The 19,880-nt window shown below is 44.9% G+C and carries 33 protein-coding genes; 32 read left to right on the forward strand and 1 reads right to left on the reverse strand.

Going from position 1 to position 19,880, the window contains the following annotated elements; genetic code table 11:
• Positions 1-198 precede the first annotated feature (198 nt).
• The 20 genes from I8U27_RS12165 (at position 199) to I8U27_RS12265 (ending at position 9,883) form a co-directional block, all read left to right on the forward strand.
• Positions 199-462: a helix-turn-helix domain-containing protein gene (locus I8U27_RS12165; protein ID WP_181752373.1), complete on the forward strand. Its 264-nt coding sequence runs from the start codon at positions 199-201 to the stop codon at positions 460-462.
• Positions 453-695: a hypothetical protein gene (locus tag I8U27_RS12170; RefSeq protein ID WP_181752372.1), complete on the forward strand. Its 243-nt coding sequence runs from the start codon at positions 453-455 to the stop codon at positions 693-695. The genes I8U27_RS12165 and I8U27_RS12170 overlap by 10 nt, the downstream gene beginning before the upstream one ends.
• Before the next feature lie 39 nt (positions 696-734).
• Complete coding sequence (locus I8U27_RS12175) at positions 735-1,481, forward strand: hypothetical protein (protein ID WP_181752371.1); 747 nt, start codon at positions 735-737, stop codon at positions 1,479-1,481.
• A 108-nt stretch (positions 1,482-1,589) separates the two neighbouring features.
• The gene (locus I8U27_RS12180) at positions 1,590-1,943 is read left to right on the forward strand and encodes a hypothetical protein (protein ID WP_181752370.1); all 354 of its coding nucleotides are present in this window, start codon (positions 1,590-1,592) and stop codon (positions 1,941-1,943) included.
• A complete protein-coding gene (gene ssb, locus I8U27_RS12185; protein ID WP_181752369.1) occupies positions 1,943-2,344 on the forward strand; it encodes a single-stranded DNA-binding protein in 402 nt (133 codons plus the stop codon). The genes I8U27_RS12180 and ssb overlap by 1 nt, the downstream gene beginning before the upstream one ends.
• A 223-nt stretch (positions 2,345-2,567) precedes the next feature.
• Entirely contained in the window at positions 2,568-3,371 is an 804-nt protein-coding gene (locus I8U27_RS12190) for a hypothetical protein (protein ID WP_181752368.1), read from the forward strand.
• 12 nt (positions 3,372-3,383) lie between these two features.
• A complete protein-coding gene (locus tag I8U27_RS12195) occupies positions 3,384-4,853 on the forward strand; it encodes a replicative DNA helicase (protein ID WP_232345448.1) in 1,470 nt (489 codons plus the stop codon).
• 16 nt (positions 4,854-4,869) lie between these two features.
• Positions 4,870-5,025, forward strand: coding sequence for a hypothetical protein (locus I8U27_RS12200; RefSeq protein WP_181752366.1), 156 nt, complete (start codon positions 4,870-4,872; stop codon positions 5,023-5,025).
• A gap of 317 nt (positions 5,026-5,342) precedes the next feature.
• Positions 5,343-5,540: a hypothetical protein gene (locus I8U27_RS12205; RefSeq protein ID WP_181752365.1), complete on the forward strand. Its 198-nt coding sequence runs from the start codon at positions 5,343-5,345 to the stop codon at positions 5,538-5,540.
• Positions 5,541-5,586: 46 nt separating this feature from the next.
• Positions 5,587-5,892 (forward strand): hypothetical protein, encoded by a 306-nt coding sequence (locus tag I8U27_RS12210; protein WP_181752428.1) that lies wholly within the window; start codon positions 5,587-5,589, stop codon positions 5,890-5,892.
• A 15-nt stretch (positions 5,893-5,907) separates the two neighbouring features.
• A complete protein-coding gene (locus tag I8U27_RS12215; protein WP_181752364.1) occupies positions 5,908-6,123 on the forward strand; it encodes a hypothetical protein in 216 nt (71 codons plus the stop codon).
• Between the two features lie 180 nt (positions 6,124-6,303).
• The gene (locus I8U27_RS12225; protein ID WP_181752363.1) at positions 6,304-6,585 is read left to right on the forward strand and encodes a hypothetical protein; all 282 of its coding nucleotides are present in this window, start codon (positions 6,304-6,306) and stop codon (positions 6,583-6,585) included.
• A 144-nt stretch (positions 6,586-6,729) separates the two neighbouring features.
• A complete protein-coding gene (locus I8U27_RS12230) occupies positions 6,730-7,155 on the forward strand; it encodes a hypothetical protein (RefSeq protein WP_181752362.1) in 426 nt (141 codons plus the stop codon).
• Positions 7,156-7,262: 107 nt separating this feature from the next.
• On the forward strand, positions 7,263-7,637 hold the full coding sequence (locus tag I8U27_RS12235) for a hypothetical protein (RefSeq protein ID WP_181752361.1): 375 nt from the start codon (positions 7,263-7,265) through the stop codon (positions 7,635-7,637).
• Positions 7,638-7,642: 5 nt separating this feature from the next.
• The gene (locus tag I8U27_RS12240; RefSeq protein WP_181752360.1) at positions 7,643-8,242 is read left to right on the forward strand and encodes a hypothetical protein; all 600 of its coding nucleotides are present in this window, start codon (positions 7,643-7,645) and stop codon (positions 8,240-8,242) included.
• A 110-nt stretch (positions 8,243-8,352) separates the two neighbouring features.
• The gene (locus I8U27_RS12245; protein WP_181752359.1) at positions 8,353-8,829 is read left to right on the forward strand and encodes a hypothetical protein; all 477 of its coding nucleotides are present in this window, start codon (positions 8,353-8,355) and stop codon (positions 8,827-8,829) included.
• Positions 8,830-8,841: 12 nt separating this feature from the next.
• A complete protein-coding gene (locus I8U27_RS12250) occupies positions 8,842-9,021 on the forward strand; it encodes a hypothetical protein (protein WP_181752358.1) in 180 nt (59 codons plus the stop codon).
• 37 nt (positions 9,022-9,058) lie between these two features.
• On the forward strand, positions 9,059-9,238 hold the full coding sequence (locus I8U27_RS12255) for a hypothetical protein (RefSeq protein WP_181752357.1): 180 nt from the start codon (positions 9,059-9,061) through the stop codon (positions 9,236-9,238).
• A 56-nt stretch (positions 9,239-9,294) separates the two neighbouring features.
• Positions 9,295-9,492, forward strand: a complete 198-nt coding sequence (locus I8U27_RS12260; RefSeq protein ID WP_181752356.1) for a hypothetical protein — start codon at positions 9,295-9,297, stop codon at positions 9,490-9,492.
• Positions 9,473-9,883, forward strand: a complete 411-nt coding sequence (locus tag I8U27_RS12265) for a terminase gpP N-terminus-related DNA-binding protein (RefSeq protein WP_181752355.1) — start codon at positions 9,473-9,475, stop codon at positions 9,881-9,883. Before I8U27_RS12260 ends, I8U27_RS12265 begins: the two co-directional genes overlap by 20 nt.
• Here I8U27_RS12265 and I8U27_RS12270 read toward each other — a convergent pair whose 3' ends face one another.
• A complete protein-coding gene (locus tag I8U27_RS12270) occupies positions 9,884-10,051 on the reverse strand; it encodes a hypothetical protein (protein WP_181752354.1) in 168 nt (55 codons plus the stop codon). It lies immediately after the preceding gene.
• Between the two features lie 96 nt (positions 10,052-10,147).
• On the opposite strand from I8U27_RS12270, the gene I8U27_RS12275 reads away from it, so the two are divergent.
• The 12 genes from I8U27_RS12275 to I8U27_RS12335 all read left to right on the forward strand — a co-directional run bounded on the left by I8U27_RS12275 (position 10,148) and on the right by I8U27_RS12335 (position 19,844).
• Positions 10,148-10,342, forward strand: coding sequence for a hypothetical protein (locus tag I8U27_RS12275; protein WP_181752353.1), 195 nt, complete (start codon positions 10,148-10,150; stop codon positions 10,340-10,342).
• Between the two features lie 559 nt (positions 10,343-10,901).
• Positions 10,902-11,078, forward strand: coding sequence for a hypothetical protein (locus I8U27_RS12280; protein ID WP_181752352.1), 177 nt, complete (start codon positions 10,902-10,904; stop codon positions 11,076-11,078).
• Between the two features lie 261 nt (positions 11,079-11,339).
• Entirely contained in the window at positions 11,340-12,581 is a 1,242-nt protein-coding gene (locus tag I8U27_RS20660) for a DNA-methyltransferase (protein WP_232345451.1), read from the forward strand.
• A 16-nt stretch (positions 12,582-12,597) separates the two neighbouring features.
• On the forward strand, positions 12,598-13,884 hold the full coding sequence (locus I8U27_RS12295; RefSeq protein ID WP_181752351.1) for a terminase large subunit domain-containing protein: 1,287 nt from the start codon (positions 12,598-12,600) through the stop codon (positions 13,882-13,884).
• Between the two features lie 19 nt (positions 13,885-13,903).
• Positions 13,904-15,901 carry a phage portal protein gene (locus I8U27_RS12300; protein WP_181752350.1) on the forward strand — a complete coding sequence of 666 codons (1,998 nt, stop codon included), beginning with the start codon at positions 13,904-13,906 and terminating at the stop codon, positions 15,899-15,901.
• On the forward strand, positions 15,847-16,551 hold the full coding sequence (locus I8U27_RS12305; protein ID WP_181752349.1) for an HK97 family phage prohead protease: 705 nt from the start codon (positions 15,847-15,849) through the stop codon (positions 16,549-16,551). Before I8U27_RS12300 ends, I8U27_RS12305 begins: the two co-directional genes overlap by 55 nt.
• Positions 16,532-17,830 carry a phage major capsid protein gene (locus I8U27_RS12310; protein WP_181752348.1) on the forward strand — a complete coding sequence of 433 codons (1,299 nt, stop codon included), beginning with the start codon at positions 16,532-16,534 and terminating at the stop codon, positions 17,828-17,830. Before I8U27_RS12305 ends, I8U27_RS12310 begins: the two co-directional genes overlap by 20 nt.
• Positions 17,831-17,895: 65 nt before the next feature.
• Positions 17,896-18,093, forward strand: coding sequence for a hypothetical protein (locus I8U27_RS12315; RefSeq protein ID WP_181752347.1), 198 nt, complete (start codon positions 17,896-17,898; stop codon positions 18,091-18,093).
• A 2-nt stretch (positions 18,094-18,095) separates the two neighbouring features.
• Positions 18,096-18,647: a hypothetical protein gene (locus I8U27_RS12320; protein WP_181752346.1), complete on the forward strand. Its 552-nt coding sequence runs from the start codon at positions 18,096-18,098 to the stop codon at positions 18,645-18,647.
• On the forward strand, positions 18,647-19,060 hold the full coding sequence (locus I8U27_RS12325) for an HK97 gp10 family phage protein (RefSeq protein ID WP_181752345.1): 414 nt from the start codon (positions 18,647-18,649) through the stop codon (positions 19,058-19,060). Before I8U27_RS12320 ends, I8U27_RS12325 begins: the two co-directional genes overlap by 1 nt.
• Positions 19,057-19,458, forward strand: a complete 402-nt coding sequence (locus tag I8U27_RS12330; protein WP_181752344.1) for a hypothetical protein — start codon at positions 19,057-19,059, stop codon at positions 19,456-19,458. The genes I8U27_RS12325 and I8U27_RS12330 overlap by 4 nt, the downstream gene beginning before the upstream one ends.
• A 2-nt stretch (positions 19,459-19,460) precedes the next feature.
• Positions 19,461-19,844, forward strand: coding sequence for a phage tail tube protein (locus I8U27_RS12335; protein ID WP_181752343.1), 384 nt, complete (start codon positions 19,461-19,463; stop codon positions 19,842-19,844).
• Positions 19,845-19,880 lie beyond the last annotated feature (36 nt).

Below are 19,880 nucleotides of genomic sequence, written 5' to 3' on the forward strand. Positions count from 1 at the left end.
TTATGTGGTTACAATTTGTCAACGAGTAACGAATAATATATTTAAGTGCTTCTTTCTGTTGTTATTTTTTATTTTGCTTTTTATCTTTACAAATCGCAAACTTTTTTATAAAAAAGTTTATTTTCCGCTTGACAACTTAGCGTAGCGCATAGTATCATTTTAATTGTAATACGAAACGCAACGAGAGGGGGCCAACAGATGACGAACAGCGAAGAACTTTTTTTTACTCATCTCAGTCACGTTCTGCAAGAAATCATTGAAAAAAATTCACGGAAAGATGATTCCTTAGTATACACGGTCCAGGAGGCTGCTGAGAAATTGAAAATTTCCACCAATAAAGCCTACGAGTTGGCCAGGTGCGGCGAGATACCTACCGTTAAAATTGGCGGCAGGGTCATGGTTCCTAAAAAACGCTTGGAAGATATGGTTAATTCGGAAGGAGGCGGGCAGCAATGGGCCTGAAACAAAAATATTGTCCTGATTGCAAAACGGTTCCAGTTTCATTTGTGTTAGGGGCCAGCAAGCCAGGGAAGCCGGCAAAAGATTTTTACCATTGCAGCAATTGCAACGAGAATTTTTCTGCCGATTTTAAAGGGTTCATTAAACGGCCGATAAAACCCAGGAAAGCATTTGCGGCTACCACTTACTTAACTGATAAGTCCAACCGGCGAGCATACGATGCTCACTGGTTTTAACATAGATTCTCAAAAATGAAAATTAGGAGGTTATGCGAAATGGCTTACAACAATTACGGAAATAAAAACAAAGGGCAAGGCGAAAAAAAAGAACCGGAATACTTAGAAACTTATGCAACAGTAAATGAACGGCTGATGAAATTTCGTGAGGACTACCCGGAAGGAATCATTGACCCGGAGATTATTAAATGGACCGATGACGGTTTAATAGTCATTCAAGTCAAGATTTACAAAAACCCGGAAGACTTCAAAAACGGGATTTTTGCAGCCAAGGCACACGCCTATGAAAAAGACGGAACGGGATATATCAACAAAGGGAGCGCATTAGAGAATTGTGAAACGTCCGCTATAGGGCGAGCATTGGCCCATATGGGATACGACATAAAAAAGTCTATCGCTTCCCGTGAAGAAGTAGCGAACGCGGTTTACAGACGGGAACAAGAGCAAGTGAAAAAAGAGCAGCCGCAACGAAAACAGGAACAAGCGCAGACGCAACAACTGCCGCAAAAACAAGCGCAACCAGCCGAAAAAAAAGAGCCCATTAAACCCAAAACCCTGGGCGAGATAAAAGTTATTTGGATGCGTTTGGGCTACAAAGCGGAAGACTTAGGCCGGCAACTTAAAAACCTTTACGGAGTAAACGACATTACTAGACTATCAGAGGAACAAGCCCAGGAGTTCCTGGGCAAGTTGAAAGACTTGGAAGAAACGCGAAAAAAACAACTGTTTGAAGAATTTAAACAGACGGTGAGCGACGAAACGCAGCCGGACAAGAAAACCGCATAAAAAAGGCCCGGCAAAACCGGGCAAGCAACAGAATTGGGGATGTGCCGGGGCGGGAGTTATTCCGCCCTGACAAAAGGTATTATAACATTTTCTCCGGGAGGCGTAACAATGGAATTGGTAAGAGAGAGTGAATATATAGACGTTTACCGCATTGAAAACGGTGTGATTTTGGAGGTTAGAAAGTACATGCGGACCGGTTGGCGTGTATGGCATTCCCCAAAATATTCAGAGCCCATAGAAGGAACGCCGGGAGCCTACAGATTGAAACGAAAATATAAAGATTTACCTAAAGGAACCGTAATCATTGACGGGTTCCCGGTTGAGACCATAAAGGAGCCGGATAATTTCGAGACAGAACTGCGTTTATCCGGCGGGGTTTTGTACGGAACGATAGACAAGCACGCGAGAATCTATACTTTAATCTTAGATATTTTAAATGATTACCGGGAGGGGCTTGTATAATGCTGAATGAAGTTATTTTAATTGGCCGTTTGACACGTGACCCTGATTTAAAATACACCCAGTCAGGCGTAGCAGTTACAAATTTTACCCTTGCAGTTAACCGTCGTTTCACTAATCAACAAGGGGAACGCGAAGCCGATTTTATTAATATTGTCGCTTGGCGCAAAACGGCCGAAAATTGTGCGGAGCATCTAAGAAAAGGTTCATTAGCCGCGGTGACTGGTAGCATTGAGACAGGCAGCTACGAGAAGGAAGGCCGGACCGTCTACACTACGCATGTGAATGCAAGGAATGTTCAATTCCTTGACAGACGCGGGGGAAATAGCGGAGCCGGGAAGACTGACCCATTCGCAGACGACGGACAGCCAATAGATATTAAAGATGAAGATTTACCGTTTTGAGCGCTCCGCACAACTACGCTTATCCTAGCGGGTGAAAGTCCTTCAAACCAGTGACCTACTCTACGAGTGGGCTGGAAATAGGAAAACCAGAAGCAAAAGGAGGGTTAACGCCCTCCTCCCTTTATACTCATTTTTTAAAATCTATTGTTGACATCTTTGCGTAACGCAATGTATTATATATTTATCTTGCGAAACGCAATATTTTTGTTTGGGGGTTAGCGTTTTGAGCGGATGGATTAAGGTGCATAGAAAATTGTTAAATTCGGGCATGTGGAAGAGTCTGAACAGCAAACAAAGGGATGTAGCAATGACTATTCTACTCATGGTTTTCCATGATGAGAGCCGGGTTGACACAGGGGAAAACATTGTCAAAACCAAGCCGGGGCAAAGGTTTTGTTCGCTGGAGAGCATCCGGGAGCATTGCGCAAAAGATGTGACCATACAAAACATACGGACCGCATTGACGAAATTAGAAAAGTGGGGATTTTTAACATGCGAATCAACAAACAAAGGGAGGCTGATAACCGTTGTAAATTGGGAGGTTTACCAATCACCCGAAAAAAATCAACAAGCAGACCAACAGGCAACTAACAAACAACTAACAACAACCAATAATAATAAAGAAATAAATAATAATAACGTCGTTTCCGAGTCTGAAGAAGAACAACCGAAAAAGAAACGAAAGCGGACATACCCCGATGACTTCATGGAGTTTTGGAAGGTTTACCCCAGGACAAGGAAGATGAACAAGAAGAAGACATACGAGTTGTACAAACAATTGATAGATGATGGAGAAAAGCCGGAAGACTTGATAAAGGCGGCCGAGAACTATGCTAGGGAATGCGAAGAGAAGGAAACGCCGGAGAAATACATCAAACATCCTACAACCTTTTTGGGGATGGATGAACCATTTAGGGACTATATCGAAGATGATTATTACCAGGCGGAAGAAGCGGAACCGGTAAACCTGCAATTGAGCGATGATTTTTTGATGAGGAAATTACAAGAGGCAGTAGCGAATCTATAGGAGGAATACAAAATGAAATATTCGGCAGAGGTTGAACGGAATGTTGTTGGGTCTGTGTTATCGGAACCGGAAGTAATTGCTGATATTATTGACATGGAAGCGGATGAATTCAAAGAGAAAGATTGCCAATTGATTTGGACAGCAGTTAAATATCTCTACGAGACTGACCAGCCTATCGAATTGCCTAGCGTTGTGCAGATACTGAAAGAAGCGGACCGGCTAGAAGAAGTCGGGGGTGTTTTGAGGCTAACTGATTTAATGAATGTCCCAACGGCCAAAAACGTCAAATACTACGCCAACATCGTCCGTCAAGCTGCAACCCTTCGGAGGTTGGCTGAAAAGGCTCAGGAAATATATTCACGTGCTCAATTCGCAGCCCCAAGCGAAGCGGAAACCCTGGTCGAAGAAATGGAAAAGGCCGTAGAAAGCGCAAGGGTGAACGATGCAAAAGGTCTAATTCATATTTCCGATGCGGAAGAATCTACTTTTGACCTGATAGAAAAGAAAAAGGGTGGGATTAAAACCGGTTTTCCTTTGTACGATAAGTTAAGCGGTGGCGTTCATCCTGGTTGGCTATACGTTTTAGCGGGCCGCCCGTCCGTCGGGAAGACGGCCAAAATGCTGCAAAAGGTTTTTGGGATAGCGAGACAAGGAGCCGGGGCCGTCCTGGTATTCTCTCAAGAAATGGACAAAGAAGAATTATTATTGCGCGTTCTGTCGTCAGAAACGAGTGTTCCTTATAATTTCCTCACTAAGGACAAAGATAAATTGACCGAGCCAATTAAAAAGAAGTTGCGGGAACGGTTTAAGCAGCTTAGAAAGCTACCAATTTATGTCGATGATTCGGCAGGGAAAACAATGTCACAAATTAAAGCAGCTATTAAACGGTTTAAAGCCCGCAAGGGAAAAATTGCGGCCGTGTTCGTGGATTATCTCCAAATTATGAATATACAACAAGAGCCGGGAGAAACAAGAGCCCAGGCCGTCGGAAACGTCGCGCAGCAGGCCAAAGAATTAGCGCGGGAACATAAATTTGCATTTGTCATGCTGTCGCAATTGAGTCGGAAGACGGAAGAAAACGGCGTGCCAGAACTGGGACACCTGAAGGAATCCGGCGGAATCGAACAGGCAGCAGACGTTGTAGAGTTCTTGTACGAGCACAAGGACGACAGAGAAACCCCGGCGTCTGAAGGTTGTAAATGGGTAAGAAGTAAAATAGCGAAAGGGCGAAACATTGGAACGTTTGAAATTAAATGCTATTTCGCCGGATGGTCCCAAAGGTATGAAGAAGTTGGTTTGGTTGACAAATTGAAAGCGGAGAAGAAAGAAGAGGAAGGGGGCATACCCGACGGGTATATTAAAATTTATAAAGAGATGAGAGAGGAGAAACCGAAAAAGAAAAAGACGGAACCAAAGAAGAAAGAGCCGAAACCGAAAACGCCATCAAATCAAACTAACCTTTTCCCGAATACGTATTTTTGAGGGGGTGGAAACAACGATGACAGAGAAGGAATACTTCAAGTTGCTGGACCGGTTGGTAAAAGGAGCGGAAAAGTTATCAAATCCACTGTTAACCGACGCGAAGAAAAAACAATACCGCCGATTATATGACGAAATAGAACGACACATTTTAGAATATAAGGGCCTTTTGTGACCCTTATTACTTTGCGTAAAGTAAAATTTATTTGTTGTTAATATGCGTATTGCATGATATAATATAGGAGGTTATAACAGTGTTTTTGTATGAATGCAGGAAATGTAAAAAACAGGTTGGTGTTATTGGCCGGGCTTTTGTTTTATGTCGTTGTGGCCGGGTTGCGTCTTTTGTTGGTCAAGAAGTTGGCGTTCCGCAACGTAGAACGAAGAAAAAAGGGGCACAGAGCAAAGAAACGGCCCCGGAGGTACATTTATATCAACCTGAACTTTTCGCCCCTGTATGAGGCGTATATTAGCCCTGAGGAGGTATAAAAAATGATTGCTAAAGGAACAAGGTTAGTCGCGATTTTTCATACACTTGAATTTTCGGAAGAAGAGTTATCTATCATTCGTTGGGCGTTGCGGAAGGTTGCTGTTGATAGCGAGTTATTCTACTCAATAAATGAATATTGCGGCGAGCATGGAATCGAGCATGGAATCAAGTTCTATGAGTCAGAGGGAAAGGATGAATAAACAAATTAACACGGGGGGTGTAGGGCTGCACGTATGGCCCAGGCATATGGGACGTAGCCAGAAAATGAAAGGCACGCGGCGCGAAAGGGAATTCGCTAAATTGATTAATGGAAAACGGGTTCCCCTTTCCGGTTCCGCGAAACATGCAGGAGAAGAACATACCGGAGACGTTGAAGGATTGGGGTTAAAGTGGGAAGTCAAGGCCAGGAAAGACGGGTTCAAGCAGTTGTATAAGTGGTTAGATGAAGAGGTGGTCGACGGCTTGGCGATTAAGGCGGATAAAAAGGATTGGCTTGTAGTCCTGCCGGTTCAGACGTTGTTGAGTTTATTAGGATTATATGAGGAGATGTAAAGGGAGGCGCGGAGCATGAAGAAAACAGATGGTGAAAAACGCAGAGACTTTTATAACTCAGTGCTTCTACTGTCACAGGAAATATTGAGCAAGGATTGTGATAAATGGACGTTTGCCGAATTAACGTTTATCCGTCACCTAAACGAAATCAAACACGAGTTCTTACGTGAGCGGAGAGAATTGGCGGAAATGTATCCAGTAGAAGTGGAGATTAACAGGGCTATCAATTGAGGAGTCGTGGGACATGAATGATTTTTACTATCCACTACTTTTCGGTTTAGGTTGCTGCTTATGTGTTGTGTTTATCTCATTGGGACTGTTGGGAACATTATCTCCCTTTGTGACAATCGGCGCAGCAGTAATGTCTTTCGGCGGCGGCTTAGGTGCTTTGATTGATTGGAGGCGCGGGGCATGAAAACTACGGCTGCCTGGGCGGAAATGATAAAAGCGAATGACCCGGAACATCAAAAGAAGATTCAGGACCGGATGCAGCGAGAAAAGGAAGAGGCTGCGAAGGAGCGGTTAAAGAAACGAGTTGCCATCCCGCAAAGATTAACCGGGCGGAATCTACTGGTAGTTTTACGGAGCCTGGAAAAGCAAATAACGGCGGATGTTTTAGATTATGAAATCGAACAATGGATTGTATCAGACGGGGAAGTTGTTATACGTTTTAAAGAGCCAGATGATGAATGAAAGGTATCTCATATTCGATAACCGAAACACCTTCAAAATTCAGATATTAGACCGGGAAACCGGGGAAATTATCAGGGAGTACCGACGATATGAAGGCGAAAAAGCATTGAAAGAATATTACAAGTTGATTGAGGAGGCGTAATAATGGAAAAACGTTATATTGTAGTACATGGTACGGAAAATACTTATATTTATGACACTGTAAACAAAGAAAATGTAAAGGAAGTCAAAGGGCGTGGACTTACATCTAGAGAAACAGCCCGCCAAATAGCGGAGGAGTTTAACCAACAGGAAGAACGCCCCGGAAGATATGAAACACTAGGCCAACGAATCGGCCAACTGGTAGACCGGAAACAAAAAGAATATGGCGATAGCTGGGGGAAAGCGGCCGGCATTCTTGAAAAACTTTATCCCGACGGCGTAAAGCCGGAACATTATCATAATATGTTAGGGATTGTAAGAGTAATAGACAAATTAAGTCGGATTGCAAACGGGAACCAGGGAGAGGAAAACGCTTGGGCGGACCTTGCGGGGTATGGATTACTAGGTTATTTCGACAAATATAAATAAGCCGACTTGCGGAACGCATTTTTTTAGGTTGATAACATTGCGTTCCGAGTTTATTTTTGGTATTATATTTACAGATAGCAATAGTCATAGCACAGGAGGAAAAAGAAATGAAGTTCGAGGAGTGGAGAAAAAAACATTTAGATATATGCCGCGATAGTTTGGAACGCCTGGAAGAATTAATAAACAAAACGAAAAAGCATGAGGATAACTGCCGGGTGAATCCCAGGATAACTAAGGAATGGCGGATTTTAAACGGCATGAAAAGAGATTTAAGCTATGCAGCCAATTGGCTAAAAAGAGGCCGGGAACCGGAACAAACAACAGACCCGGCCCGCCTCTCCAAAAGACGCCGGGAGGTTTTGATTGATGATTTTAACCGGGTGCATTATGAAACCGATGACTTGACAACCGTTTGGAAAGGGGAAGAAGAAGAATTTAGACAGTATTGGGCGGAATATATGGAAGATTACTTTGAGGAGTGAGGGCGATGTTCCAACCGAATGCAGGTATAAAGGTTTATGGGTCTGAGAATCAAGCGTGTTTAGTTGTTGACCATGAAACCGAAAAGGCGACTGTATTACCTGCGCGGGAGTACGAAAGCGCGTTAGCATTGGCCGAAAGAATCAATCTACTGTTAGCGGAATCTATGAATCATGATTTTAGTTTGGAACTGAGGAAAAAGGCGAAGGAAGCAGCAGAGGAATATAAAGCCGGTTTCGATTGGCTAAAGGCTCATAGTGGGAAATTAAAGGGACCGAGCGATAGGAAACAAACAAGCCCTTTTGAGCCTGAAGACGTCCCGTCATTGGTTAGAGCGATAGAAAGAGGCTATAAACGTTCTAAACAGTTAACCCGATTCGAGAAGGCAGCCATACGTCGGACATTAAATAATTTGTCAGCATTGGAAAGGAAGGTTTTTATTTTAACAAAGGTTTGGGGCGTATCTGCCAGGGAAGCTAACAGGTTATTAAAACAGGATGTCCATAGGCAATACGGAAGAATAAGAAAGGAATTAGAAAAAGCGAGAAAAAAAGAGAAAACGCCCGCAAGGTATAGCAAAAGGCAGATTATACAACTACGAAATTAACGAATTTGACCAACAGTTGCAACTTATATATAGGGGATATTTTTTTGGCCCTTAACATTGCGTAACGCAAAATTTAGGGCGTAATTTTTCCCTCTTCGCGAGGTGAATAGATGAAGGTTCATACATTCAGCGAAAAACTAAAAGAGGGTGAAGCATTTGAAAAGATGTTAGACACCTTCTTTTCAAAATGGTATCGAATCGAACCGGTTACAGATAGGAAACTGCAAAAGGCAGGTATTGACCGGATTTTTATAGATGAGGAAACCGGACGACGGTTAAAAGTGGAATATAAGGCGGATTCTATGGCCAGGAAAACCGGGAACGTTTTTATAGAAACCATTTCCAATAGCTCAACCTTTGAAGAGGGATGGGTAATGAAATGCCAAGCGGATGTTATTATTTATTTCATTCCGCCGACGTCCGAGATTATAGCCATTGAACCATTAGCCATTTTAAAGAGTTTGCCGGAGTGGATACAGTTATACAAAAAGGCCCCGGCGAAAAATCCGACGTATTGGAGTTATGGGCGATTGGTTCCGGTTGTGGAGTTTAAAAAGCGGGCCAAATGGACCCGGAAAATATCATAGGGAGCGGTAGGCATGGATATTAAAAAGATTGTTTTTTTCGGGAATAGTGGGAAGTTTTATACATTGGAAGGAGATGCGCTCCAAGACTTTTTAGACCTTGCCCATGAACTGAAACCCGATAGTTTAATAAAAACTCATAATGGCGTCATTAATATGAGGAATATTGAATACGTCGGATATGTGACGGATTAAAAAGGAATAAAACACGGATTTTTGGGGGGCGGTAGACGTGAAAGAATTAATCATTAAGGCTAAAGGAAAACGCGGCAGGGACATCGAGGTATTAGTTGACGGCCAACCGGTTGAAGGTTTGAAGTATATTCAATTCGAGGCGGATATTGAGGGACCTATTGAGTTATCTGTTATGGGTTACGGAGTGGATTTTCTGAACGGGAACAAAACGAAATAAAAGAAATCAGGGACAATGAACGCCCTTTTTAATTTTGCAACCGGGAGTTGGAAGCGTTGAAAGTCAATATTTATATATTGTTCAATAAAGCTACGGAAAAATTTTTAACGAGAGGTTTTAATCAGTCTTTGTATGTGTTCCGTACCAGGGGCCGCGCTGAAGGTTTTATCAAGGCTCAAAGGTACGACCCGGAAAAAGTAGTTATTGTTGAGTTGTCCGGGGAGGTGAAAGGCGTTGGCGGAAACGGAACTTAACAAACAGCATTACACGGCCATGCGGCTACGTTTGGAAGGCTGTACCATTGATGAAATCGCCGAGAAGTTGAAGAAGAAAAGGACAACGGTCCATAGTTGGTTTTATAAGAATAAGTCATTCATGGCTGAATACGAAGTGATACGGAACGAAAACGTAGAACAGGCCAGAGATATACTGTTAGTCTACGCCCCGGAGGCAGCCCGGAATATTGTTGCGTTGGCTGAAGGAAAGAAAAAGGGCCAGGGGCGCGATGTATCGGCCCGGACCCAATTGGACGCCAACGCCGATATTTTGGACCGCGTAGGGTTGAAACCTGTCGAAAAACAAGAGGTTAAGGCGGAAATAGACCATTCCGCCGAGTTTTTGGCCGAGTTCGACGGCGGGCAATAACTATTCAGCCTTAGACCAATCATAACGGGGTAACTGCCAGAGGGTTGTTTGATTGTATATAGAGAATTTTAAGCGTTTAAGTTCGTCTGTTTCCCCGTTCCGCTTTATTTCTTCTTCGATGAGTTTTTTTAAAATATCTATTTGCTCATGCTCTAAGTTAATATCCATAGTTCCACCTTCTATATTGTGTTTTCTTTTACGTTATCACTGATTTGGACTGATTACAATGAATTTATTGGAGTTCTCAGAAGGAGCGGCGATAAGATGGAAAAGGAAAACCAGCTTTATATCGAAGAGTTTGACTCATGGTTAAAAGAACAATTTTTGGCTCTGGAATGCAACAAACGGGAGGCCGAATTAAAAAGGAAAATGGCCGAATTGATTGAAAAACAATATGAATTAGCAAGGGAAAGAATCAATTTAGCCGTTGATGAGCTTAACGAATGGGCAAAATCTTAAAAGGCTGAGATAGGAAAGGTTCGGGAGGCTCTGTAGGGCGGGACTGGAAATCCCGTGGGGGTGAGTCACCGCCGTTAGCGAATGACGGATAGGGGGCTAACGGTAAAAGTATTGAATCAACAAAAGCGACAATGGTAGTCGCTTACTAATGCTCAATAGCGAGCCGGAGAAGTAAGAGTATTTGCCCAATTGCGGGCGCGTCAGTGTTCAACATGACCCAACGCTTAAAAGGTTGTGCGGTAAACAACCTTCCAAGCCGATACTTTGCAAGTAGGAGACGGCTATAAAACTAGAAACTTGAGGAAGGAATACCCTATAAAGAGCGGACGGGACTTTATAGGCGTAACATTGCGTCAAGAAAGGCTGAGGTAGCATCCCCTTCTTGGATGTGTTGAGTGATTACCCCTCAGTCCCTATCAAGGCCATTATATCCGTAACATCGGCCGTTTTGGGTTGATTATCAGGATATAATGTCCGTGCCGGTTGCCCGAATTACCCTGGGTATAGATTGCGCTGAGGGAGCATCCAACCGGCTAATGTTCGCCACTGGTGCAAGGCCATGGCCTCCGCGGCCGTGTTGTCAATGACCATCGGGGCGGCAAATAATCGGCGCCAGGCCAATCGAAGAACCGGGACTCCGCGTGGTGTAAGGAATCCGGAGAAGATGGGAGCGCCGAAGGAAGGGAAGCCGCGACAAGGGACGCGGGTTGCGGACATGCGCACGAATTGGGGTTAGAGGTGCGTGAAAACCTGTTCTCCCGAAGTCTTTCATTCCTACGTGAGCTATTGATGTAGGCGAGAATGGGGTCAGAGGTGCGCCGGAGGCAATACCATATACAACGGACGTTGCTAGTGTCTACTGCATTGAACCGGGGTTAACGGCTCTGGTTCTTTTTTAACTTATTGAGCAGGACAGGAGCGGGATAACCTTATGGATTATACCCGTGCCCCTCTCTTGCTCAATAAGTTAAAAGGGTTCATATTGTGGAGGTTAACAATGATAATTCAAGGCGATTGTATAAAAGAGTTGAAAAAGTTACCTAATGATAGTATTCATTGTTGCGTTACTTCTCCGCCATACTGGAACCTTCGTGATTATGGCGTTAATGGCCAGATTGGACTGGAGCCGACGCCGGAAGAATACGTAAAAAAGTTGGTTGAAGTATTCCGGGAAGTGCGGCGAGTGTTAAGAAAAGATGGTACGTTGTGGTTAAACCTGGGGGATAGTTACGCGACGAAGTTTAACGGCGGCAATGGGCGGAAGTCTGTGACGGGGGCAAATAGGAATATAGACAAGTTAGAGAAACCCGCCCGTAAAATACCAACGGGATTAAAACCGAAAGACCTTGCTGGAATCCCTTGGCGCGTAGCCTTCGCTTTACAAGGTATGACCGTAATTCCCGCCGCAAGTATCGCGCAATGGGCCGATTGGTTGAAAGAAGCGCGGTTATTTGGTGATTGGGAAATGGTTCAATTGGTGGAAGAACGATTACGCCGGTATGCGTGGGTTGAGGCATTGCAAGAAATCGGATGGTATTTAAGAAGTGATATCATATGGAACAAGCCTAACGCCATGCCGGAAAGCATGAAAGATAGACCGACAAAAGCCCATGAATATATTTTCCTTTTGACGAAATCGCCGCGGTACTACTACGACGCGGACGCGATACGGGAACCGGCCAAAGATTGGGGAACACGCAATAGGATTAACAACAAGAAAAATAAAGGAACCGGTTTGCAACCTCATACCGGATTCGGTAATGAAAATTACGCCGAACGAGGGAAGAACAAACGAACGGTGTGGAACGTATCAACAAAACCGTTTAAAGGCGCACATTTCGCCGTGTTTCCGCCAGACTTGATAAAGCCGTGTATTTTAGCCGGATGCCCGGAAAAAACTTGCCCGCATTGTGGTGCGCCGTGGGCAAGAAAAACGGAGCGGTTAACCGTAAATAAAGAAGGTCGGGGACCATCTAAAAAAAACCACCGCGAATATTTGGGAGAAGAAACCATATTTAAAAATGGACATGGTCGCGCCGGTGATACCATTGTAAATACTATTGGTTGGGAACCGGTTTGCAAATGCGAAGACAACGACGGAAGCGGGAAAGGAATCGTACTAGACCCGTTTTTCGGTAGCGGGACGGTTGGTCTGGTTGCTTCAGAATTAAAGCGCCAATATATCGGAATTGAGTTAAACCCGGCCTACGTCGAGATGTCGAAAGTGAGAACAAGTTAATAAAGGAGCGAGCCGGATGAGTCAAGCATACAAAATCAAGCTATACCGGCCGCATCCTGGACAAATACCCATGCACCAATCAACGGCGCGGTTCCGTGTCGCAACGTGTGGCCGACGGTTTGGGAAATCGTTCATGGCCGCTAATGAGATAGTAAAACACGCTTGGGAGAACCCGAATCATTTATGTTGGTGGACGGCCCCGACGTATAAGCAATGCCGGAACATTTACGAGCTTGTCAAACGGCATTTTAAAGGGGCTATTAAATCGTTTAGAGAATCGCCCGTAATGGAAATTAATTTTCTATCCGGCGGCAAAATACAATTTCATTCCCTTGAAAAATTCGATAATCTTCGCGGATTCGCGGTTAATTTCCTAGTTGTTGATGAGGCGGCGGACGTGAAAGAGGAAGCCTGGACGGCTGTCCTAAGGCCAACATTGAGCGACACAAACGGCCGGGCAATCATCATATCAACACCAAAAGGGAAGAATTGGTTCTATCACATATGGACGCGAGGGCAAGACCCGGAATTTCTGCAATATGAGTCTTGGAGATTCCCAACATCGGCCAATCCCTATATTGCCCCGCAGGAAATAGAAGAGGCCAAGGCGTCGATTCCGTCTGATATTTTCCGCCAGGAGTACGAGGCGGAATTTTTAGATGATGCGGCAGGTGTTTTCCGGGGTATTCGTCAATGTGTCAAAGGCTCATTTGAAGAACCGGAGCCGGGCCGGGCTTACGTGCTGGGTTTAGACGTGGCAAAAACGACGGACTTCACTGTTTTAACTTGTGTGGACGTGAAGACGGGCCATGTTGTCGCCTGGGAGCGGTTTAATAAATTAGATTATACGTTGCAAATGGACCGAGTAGAGACAACGGCCCGAAAATTCAACAATGCTAAAATCCTGATGGATAGCACGGGCGTAGGTGACCCGTTGTTGGAAATGGCCGTCCGCCGGGGTTTGGATGTCGAAGGCTACACCTTGACAAACGTTACTAAACAGCATTTAATCGAGCATTTGGCCGTTAGGATTGAGCGGCAGGAAATCAGTTACCCTGATATACCGGTTCTATTGAATGAACTGGATATGTTCCAATATGAGATTACCCGAGCCGGGAACATACGATACAACGCCCCGGAGGGCCAGCATGATGATTCGGTTATATCGTTGGCGTTAGCTGTATGGGCGCGGAAGGATTACGGACCGTTGCTCATTCCGGTTGACCTGGAAGAGAAGAAAACACCAATATACGAGAACGAGCGGGCGGAACGTTTTGCACGTTTATTTGATGACGAAGATTGATGCAAAGGGGGTGAAATATTTGGGTTTTTGGTCTAAAGTCTTCGGGCTGGTGTCATATGGCCGAAAAAGCATTCTAGATGTACGAGATTACGACGACGGGCGACAGGTATACAATCCGATAAAAACAAACGAAGAAATAATGCTTGCAATTTCATGGGTGTATACTTGCGTCCGCTTGTTGGCCACGAGCGTGAAACGAACACCCCTTCGTGTCTACCAGGGTAACGGAGATAACGAATTAATAGGCGACCCGTTGGCGAAAATTTTACAACGGCCCAACCCTTTTATGACCGGCCGGCAACTCCTGGAAGGTACGCAAACATGGAAGGAGTTAAACGGGAATGCCTACTGGTTTCTGGAAGACATAGACGGGCGCGGACGGCCAAAAAATATTTGGTTGTTAGATTCCCGGCATATGGCTGTCGTTCCTGATAAACAGGAAATGATAAGGGGCTACGTCTACGAGGTGAACGGCAAACAAATACCGCTTGATAAAGACGAGGTTTTACACTTCAAAAACTTTAACCCGTTCAATCCATATTACGGCCTGGGTACGTTGCAGGGGATTGCAGCCATGCTGGAAACAGAGCAATACAGAAGCAGTTACGACAAGGCATTTTTTAAGAACGGGGCCAAGTTATCCGGGGTTTTAACGACGCCTGACACAATACCGGAACATACTTTTGAGCAGCTAAAACGGGAAGTTAAGCAGATGTTCCGGGGTGTGAACAATTTTCATAAAGTGGCCGTTCTGCAGAAGGGTTTAGAATTCAAAGAAATTAGTTTGAGTCAGAAGGACATGGAATTTTTGGGCATGGCAAAGTTTAACCGTGACCAAATATTGGCCGCGTTTGGTGTGCCGCCGGCCAAAATTGGAATCATGGAGAACGCGAACTATTCCAACTCCGAAGAACAAGATAGAACATTTTGGTCCGAAACGATGGCCCCGCGATTGATGGACCTTCAGGACGTGATAAACAACGAACTGGCCCCGCGTTTTGGCAATAATCACGTCGAGTTTGACGAAATGGTCAAGGAAGACGAGGAAGCAAACGTTAATCAGGCGGTTGCGCTCAAGGAGGCCGGTATTCTCACAGTTAACGAGGTGCGCGAAAGGCTGGGTTATGACCCGATGCCTAAAGGTGACGAAATAACGCTGCCGGAACCGAAAAGACCAACACCGGAAGACGAGGAAGGCGCGAAGGCCTGGAAAAGCATAACAGATTCTTTCCAACGGTCCCGCATCGCTTATTTAGCGTTAGCAAAGAAAATTTTTGTCCCGGATATTATCAACTTTTTCAATGAGCAAGAAAAACGAGTATTAAACCGGCTATTGGCAAGAAAGGCATATCAATTCATTCCTAACGAATTATGGGACCAATTGACGGAAGATGAGCAATTGGCCGAGCTTATGAGAGTCCTTCATATCACTGTCGCAAAATCTGCATATGAAAAGGCCGGTTCCTGGTTTGAGGAAGATTTGAGGTTTGACCTGGACAACCCGAAACATGCGGAACTAATACAAAATTTAGGCCGGAAGATAACGCGAATCAATGAGACAACGCGGAAAGCCGTAATCGACCAAGTAACGGAGGGGATGCGACGCGGATATTCTATCAACCAAATAGCGCACGGAAACCCGGAGGAAAATTTCAAAGGTATTGCAGGAGTGTTTGAGCAGGCCAGAGGCTACCGGGCCGAAATGATAGCGAGAAGTGAATCAGCAGACGCCTACAATTTGGCCGATTTATTGGCCTACGAAGAGTTAGGACAGTCGGAAGTATATGTTCTCGACGGTGTGGACTGGGACGAAGAATGTCGACGAGCTAACGGCCAAGTTTGGAGCATTGAAAAAGCCAGGGCCAACCCAAAAGACCATCCGAACTGCACAAGGGCATTTGCCCCATATGTTGACCTGGACGGCCTATCCTTTGAGGAAATAGCGCGAAAGGAGGGCGAGGAATGGGCCGAGAAGATGAGCAAAAAGATGTTAAGGCTACCGGGGGCCAAGAAGTAAAAAAGAAAGAGTTCAAACTATACGCCGATTTTAAAGCTGTCAAAGAAGAAGACGGTTTTATTTATGTAGAAGGGTATGCGTCCACTTTCACAGAGGACCTGGACGGCGAAACCGTAGCACCTGGGGCGTTTGATGACACAATGAGCGAATACGCGAAAAACCCGGTTATTTTGGCCGACCATAGAAACGAAATCCGGTCCGTAGTTGGAAAAGTTGTAGATGCAAAAATAGACAACGTTGGGTTATGGGTGAAAGTTCAATTGTCTAATGCTCAGGACGAATTTACAAAAATGGTCCGCGAAAAGGTGCAGGAGGGATTATTAAGGGCTTTCAGTATCGGTGGTGTTTTTGAATATGATTATCCAATTATCAAGCGCGTGAAATTGTTGGAAATCTCTATTGTAGGGATTCCTGCTAACCCTAACGCGCTTTTTAGTTTGTCGAAAGCCTGGAAAGGGTTGGACATTGAGGAACGCAAGATGCAGGGAAGCGAGCCCGGACCGGTGGGTCGGCCGCCTATTGAGGAGAAAGCAGCCGAGCCCGAGAAGAAGACGGTGGAAGCGTCTGATTTTAGGGCCAAATTTATCGAGGACTATATAAACTTACTCACCGCTAAGGAGGAATTGAAACATGGACTTGAACAATGTTAAACAGGTAATGGAGCGTATAGATTCGTTAGAAAAGGAAGTCAACCGATATAAAGCCGAGGAAAAAGCACGGGCGGCCATGAAAAAGGCTGAGGCGGAAGCGGAAGCAAAGGCGAAAGAGATTGTAAACCAAGAGTTGGAAGAAAAACAACTCGTAGAAGAATTTTTTCAGAAGATGTTACAAGAGAAAACGAAAGAAGAACGCCGCCGGAAGAAATTAGAATTCCCAGTAACGGACCGAGCCGGAAATTTGAGCAAGACTGATAAAGCTCTGGTTGATATTTGTATGGGAAGAAAGACTATGAACGTCCGAAATGTTAACCAAAAAGCGGCCATCACTTTCACGACAAGTAACGCCGACGATTGGGCCATGACTGAATTAGCCCGCGAAATCATCAGAGCCAAAACGGACCTTGTTACTGTTCGGAATTTCTTGAATGTAATTGATATGCCGAGTAACCCCTACCGTATCCCGTTACGTACCGGCCGGGCAAACACTTTCTATGTAAGCCAAAACGCCAACGTAGGCCAAAACGAAACGGATTTTATTTCTGACATGACTTTAACTGCCGCAAAATTAGGTTCTTATGTTCCATTGACCACTGAGGCGGAAGAAGATAGCTTAATCCCTGTTATTGGTGAAATCCGCCAAGCGATTGCAGAAGGGGCAGCAGCCGAAGAAGAAAATGCAGTGATTGCTGGAAAGTGGTATGGTGCAAGCGCAACAGGTACGGACATTACCGAATTTGACGGCCTTTTGGAAGTTGCTGGGGTTACTCAAGATTTTGGAGCAATTGCCGCAGGTTCTGAATACACGGGCGGCCTTGAATTCATCAGCAAATTACGCGGGAAAATGGGCCCGTATGGAATTAACCCTAATCAATTGGCCTTGGTGATTGGCCCGGAGATTTGGGCATGGATGATTGACCAAGAACCGGTACGGACCCTGGACAAATACGGAAACCAAGCGACCATTTTAACGGGCGAAGTCGGGAAGGTATACGGCATTCCGATTTTCGTAACCACTTGCCCAGACATGAAAGTCGACAATACCGGGACGGGGACTGAAAACGACGCGCACAAGGTTCTTTTAGTCAATCGTATGATTCCGCGTATGGGCGACCGCCGTACCCTCACTCTTAAGACCGACCAAAATATCAAGCAGGACACTATTGATATTGTCGGAACCGAACGCGTAGCATTACAAACCCCGGCATCAACCGACGGGAATATGAGAAAAGGCATTGCCGTTGGAACGGTTTATATGGAATTAGACTCCTAATAATCAATATAATGGGCGGGCTTTATCCCCGCCCATTTATTTAGGTTTTGTTTGGAGGTGTAAAGGTGGTCAAATTAAAGTATTTAGGACTGGAAGGACCGAACGGGGAGCAATTGAATGAGGTTCGAGAATATGACGACGAAAAGGCTGAGCGGCTTTTAAAGAGTTGGCCAAGCCATTTCATTTTGGTTGAACGTGTAACCGACAAGAAAGAAGCACCAAAGAAAACCGGCCGCCAACACAAGAAAAAAGGCGTTGAGTGATTATGGCTGCACTAATAACCGTTGAAGAATTCTTTCAATACGTCAAACAACCATTGCCGGCGGATACGGACGACAAATATAAACTTGTCGAATCATTGATATATAGGGCGTCTGATTATTGCCGTGAATATGTCGGCGGGCCAATCATAACCGAATCAATAACAGAAAAGATAGACGGAACCGGACACGACGAAATCAAACTTTCTAAAGTGCCGGTTCTTTCTGTTTCGTCCGTTGTCGTTGACGGAGTAGATAAAACGGCGGCAATAGGTTTCTATGAATTCGGCATTCTGTATATGGATGATGTTTTCCCAGAAGGACGACAAAACGTAACCGTCAACTATTCGTCAGGATACGGGGCGACGCATGAAGATATACCCCAAGGCATTAAACAGGCCGCGTTATTAATTTGTCATTACTGGTTCAAGCGCGACACGCTGGACTATTCTTCAACTTATGGCGAATCGGAGGTTATAACGGGGCAATGGCGGTTCCCGACAACAGCGTTAAAAATGTTGGACCCGTACAAGGTTCGTAAAATGGCGGTGATATGATGGCTGCAGGCGTTGAAGTGAAAATAAATCGGAAATCGTTTCAAAATAGCGGTCTGAAGATGGAAGCAGCAGCCCGGCAAGCGGTAAATAATATTTTGGCTTTCGGCGTGGGCGAGGCGAAAAAGAATTCACCTGTTAAGACCGGTCATCTTCGCCGGTCTATTCATGTCCTGGACAGCAGCAGCAAGGGGGGCCGATACGGAACAAATATCATTTACGCCAGGATACAAGAAGAAGGTGGAAAGATACGAGCAAAACGGGCCAAATACCTACGGTTTAAAATCGGTAACCGTTGGGTCACTGTAAAGGAAGTAAAGATAAAGCCGAAAAGATATTTAAAACGTTCCGCATCGACTACACAGGCCAATGTACCACGCTTGGTAAGAAAAGCAATCAGGGAGGCCAAATTGTGAGCATAAAAACGTTAGAAGCTGAAATAATGACGGTCCTTCAATCTGTCCCAGGCGTGGCTGTCTATGACCATGAGCCTAAAAGTTTCCCCTTTCTTCCAGCTATAACGCTAAATTATAACCAATTCTTTCAGAGTAGAAACCGCTTTAAAAAACGCGAAATTACTTATTCTTGGGAGTTGCGGTTATATGTTGGGTTAGGGAGTGATGCGGCGACGGCAGCCGACACGACAAAAGATTTAGTTAACCAATATATCAACGCATTCCGGGCTGCCCCGGACTTGAACGGAATAGCACAACGGGCCGAAATAACGGCCGGTTCTTTGGAGGTAGTAACGGATGTTCAAAACCCGTACTACCTTCATTTATTTTCGCTTGAAGTAATCGAAGAGGAGGCGTAAAGATGGCAGCAACCCAAGGGTTTAAGGGTAAGGTAAGGATTGGAGCAAATGAAGTCATAGACCTTTCTTCATGGGAATTAGAAATTGAGGTTGCGGACCTGGATGACACCAGTTTCGGTGATTCCTGGACTGGTATGATTCCAGGTTTGAAAAGTTGGGCTGGTTCTTTCGGGGGTTCCTGGAACATGGGCGACACGAACGGACAAAAAGCCCTACAAGATGCCTTGCTAAACAGCACACCTATCAGCCTTGAACTATATACGAATGAAACAAATTTTTATAGCGGAACGGCATATATCACCAGTCAAGGGAATGAGACGCCCGTTGATGACAAGGTTACTGTCGAATTTGAGTTTACAGGTTCCGGGCCGTTGACATTTACGTAAGACCGGGGAGCATTAACCCCGGTCCTTCGCTATAAA

The organism is Paenactinomyces guangxiensis (genome assembly GCF_016055185.1).
GTDB classification, from domain to species: domain Bacteria; phylum Bacillota; class Bacilli; order Thermoactinomycetales; family Thermoactinomycetaceae; genus Paenactinomyces; species Paenactinomyces guangxiensis.

Bases quoted from the DNA above. Each gene is read 5' to 3' on its own strand.
- I8U27_RS12320 (WP_181752346.1), top strand. From the start codon at position 18,096: ATGGCTGCACTAATAACCGTTGAAGAATTCTTTCAATACGTCAAACAA.
- I8U27_RS12245 (WP_181752359.1), top strand. From the start codon at position 8,353: ATGAAGGTTCATACATTCAGCGAAAAACTAAAAGAGGGTGAAGCATTT.
- I8U27_RS12170 (WP_181752372.1), top strand. From the start codon at position 453: ATGGGCCTGAAACAAAAATATTGTCCTGATTGCAAAACGGTTCCAGTT.
- I8U27_RS12195 (WP_232345448.1), top strand. From the start codon at position 3,384: ATGAAATATTCGGCAGAGGTTGAACGGAATGTTGTTGGGTCTGTGTTA.
- I8U27_RS12250 (WP_181752358.1), top strand. From the start codon at position 8,842: ATGGATATTAAAAAGATTGTTTTTTTCGGGAATAGTGGGAAGTTTTAT.
- I8U27_RS12210 (WP_181752428.1), top strand. From the start codon at position 5,587: ATGGGACGTAGCCAGAAAATGAAAGGCACGCGGCGCGAAAGGGAATTC.
- I8U27_RS12275 (WP_181752353.1), top strand. From the start codon at position 10,148: ATGGAAAAGGAAAACCAGCTTTATATCGAAGAGTTTGACTCATGGTTA.
- I8U27_RS20660 (WP_232345451.1), top strand. From the start codon at position 11,340: ATGATAATTCAAGGCGATTGTATAAAAGAGTTGAAAAAGTTACCTAAT.
- I8U27_RS12310 (WP_181752348.1), top strand. From the start codon at position 16,532: ATGGACTTGAACAATGTTAAACAGGTAATGGAGCGTATAGATTCGTTA.
- I8U27_RS12270 (WP_181752354.1), bottom strand. From the start codon at position 10,051: ATGGATATTAACTTAGAGCATGAGCAAATAGATATTTTAAAAAAACTC.
- I8U27_RS12200 (WP_181752366.1), top strand. From the start codon at position 4,870: ATGACAGAGAAGGAATACTTCAAGTTGCTGGACCGGTTGGTAAAAGGA.
- I8U27_RS12230 (WP_181752362.1), top strand. From the start codon at position 6,730: ATGGAAAAACGTTATATTGTAGTACATGGTACGGAAAATACTTATATT.
- I8U27_RS12225 (WP_181752363.1), top strand. From the start codon at position 6,304: ATGAAAACTACGGCTGCCTGGGCGGAAATGATAAAAGCGAATGACCCG.
- I8U27_RS12180 (WP_181752370.1), top strand. From the start codon at position 1,590: ATGGAATTGGTAAGAGAGAGTGAATATATAGACGTTTACCGCATTGAA.
- I8U27_RS12295 (WP_181752351.1), top strand. From the start codon at position 12,598: ATGAGTCAAGCATACAAAATCAAGCTATACCGGCCGCATCCTGGACAA.
- I8U27_RS12240 (WP_181752360.1), top strand. From the start codon at position 7,643: ATGTTCCAACCGAATGCAGGTATAAAGGTTTATGGGTCTGAGAATCAA.
- I8U27_RS12335 (WP_181752343.1), top strand. From the start codon at position 19,461: ATGGCAGCAACCCAAGGGTTTAAGGGTAAGGTAAGGATTGGAGCAAAT.
- I8U27_RS12165 (WP_181752373.1), top strand. From the start codon at position 199: ATGACGAACAGCGAAGAACTTTTTTTTACTCATCTCAGTCACGTTCTG.
- I8U27_RS12175 (WP_181752371.1), top strand. From the start codon at position 735: ATGGCTTACAACAATTACGGAAATAAAAACAAAGGGCAAGGCGAAAAA.
- I8U27_RS12325 (WP_181752345.1), top strand. From the start codon at position 18,647: ATGGCTGCAGGCGTTGAAGTGAAAATAAATCGGAAATCGTTTCAAAAT.
- ssb (WP_181752369.1), top strand. From the start codon at position 1,943: ATGCTGAATGAAGTTATTTTAATTGGCCGTTTGACACGTGACCCTGAT.
- I8U27_RS12235 (WP_181752361.1), top strand. From the start codon at position 7,263: ATGAAGTTCGAGGAGTGGAGAAAAAAACATTTAGATATATGCCGCGAT.
- I8U27_RS12205 (WP_181752365.1), top strand. From the start codon at position 5,343: ATGATTGCTAAAGGAACAAGGTTAGTCGCGATTTTTCATACACTTGAA.
- I8U27_RS12280 (WP_181752352.1), top strand. From the start codon at position 10,902: ATGGCCTCCGCGGCCGTGTTGTCAATGACCATCGGGGCGGCAAATAAT.
- I8U27_RS12215 (WP_181752364.1), top strand. From the start codon at position 5,908: ATGAAGAAAACAGATGGTGAAAAACGCAGAGACTTTTATAACTCAGTG.
- I8U27_RS12305 (WP_181752349.1), top strand. From the start codon at position 15,847: ATGGGCCGAGAAGATGAGCAAAAAGATGTTAAGGCTACCGGGGGCCAA.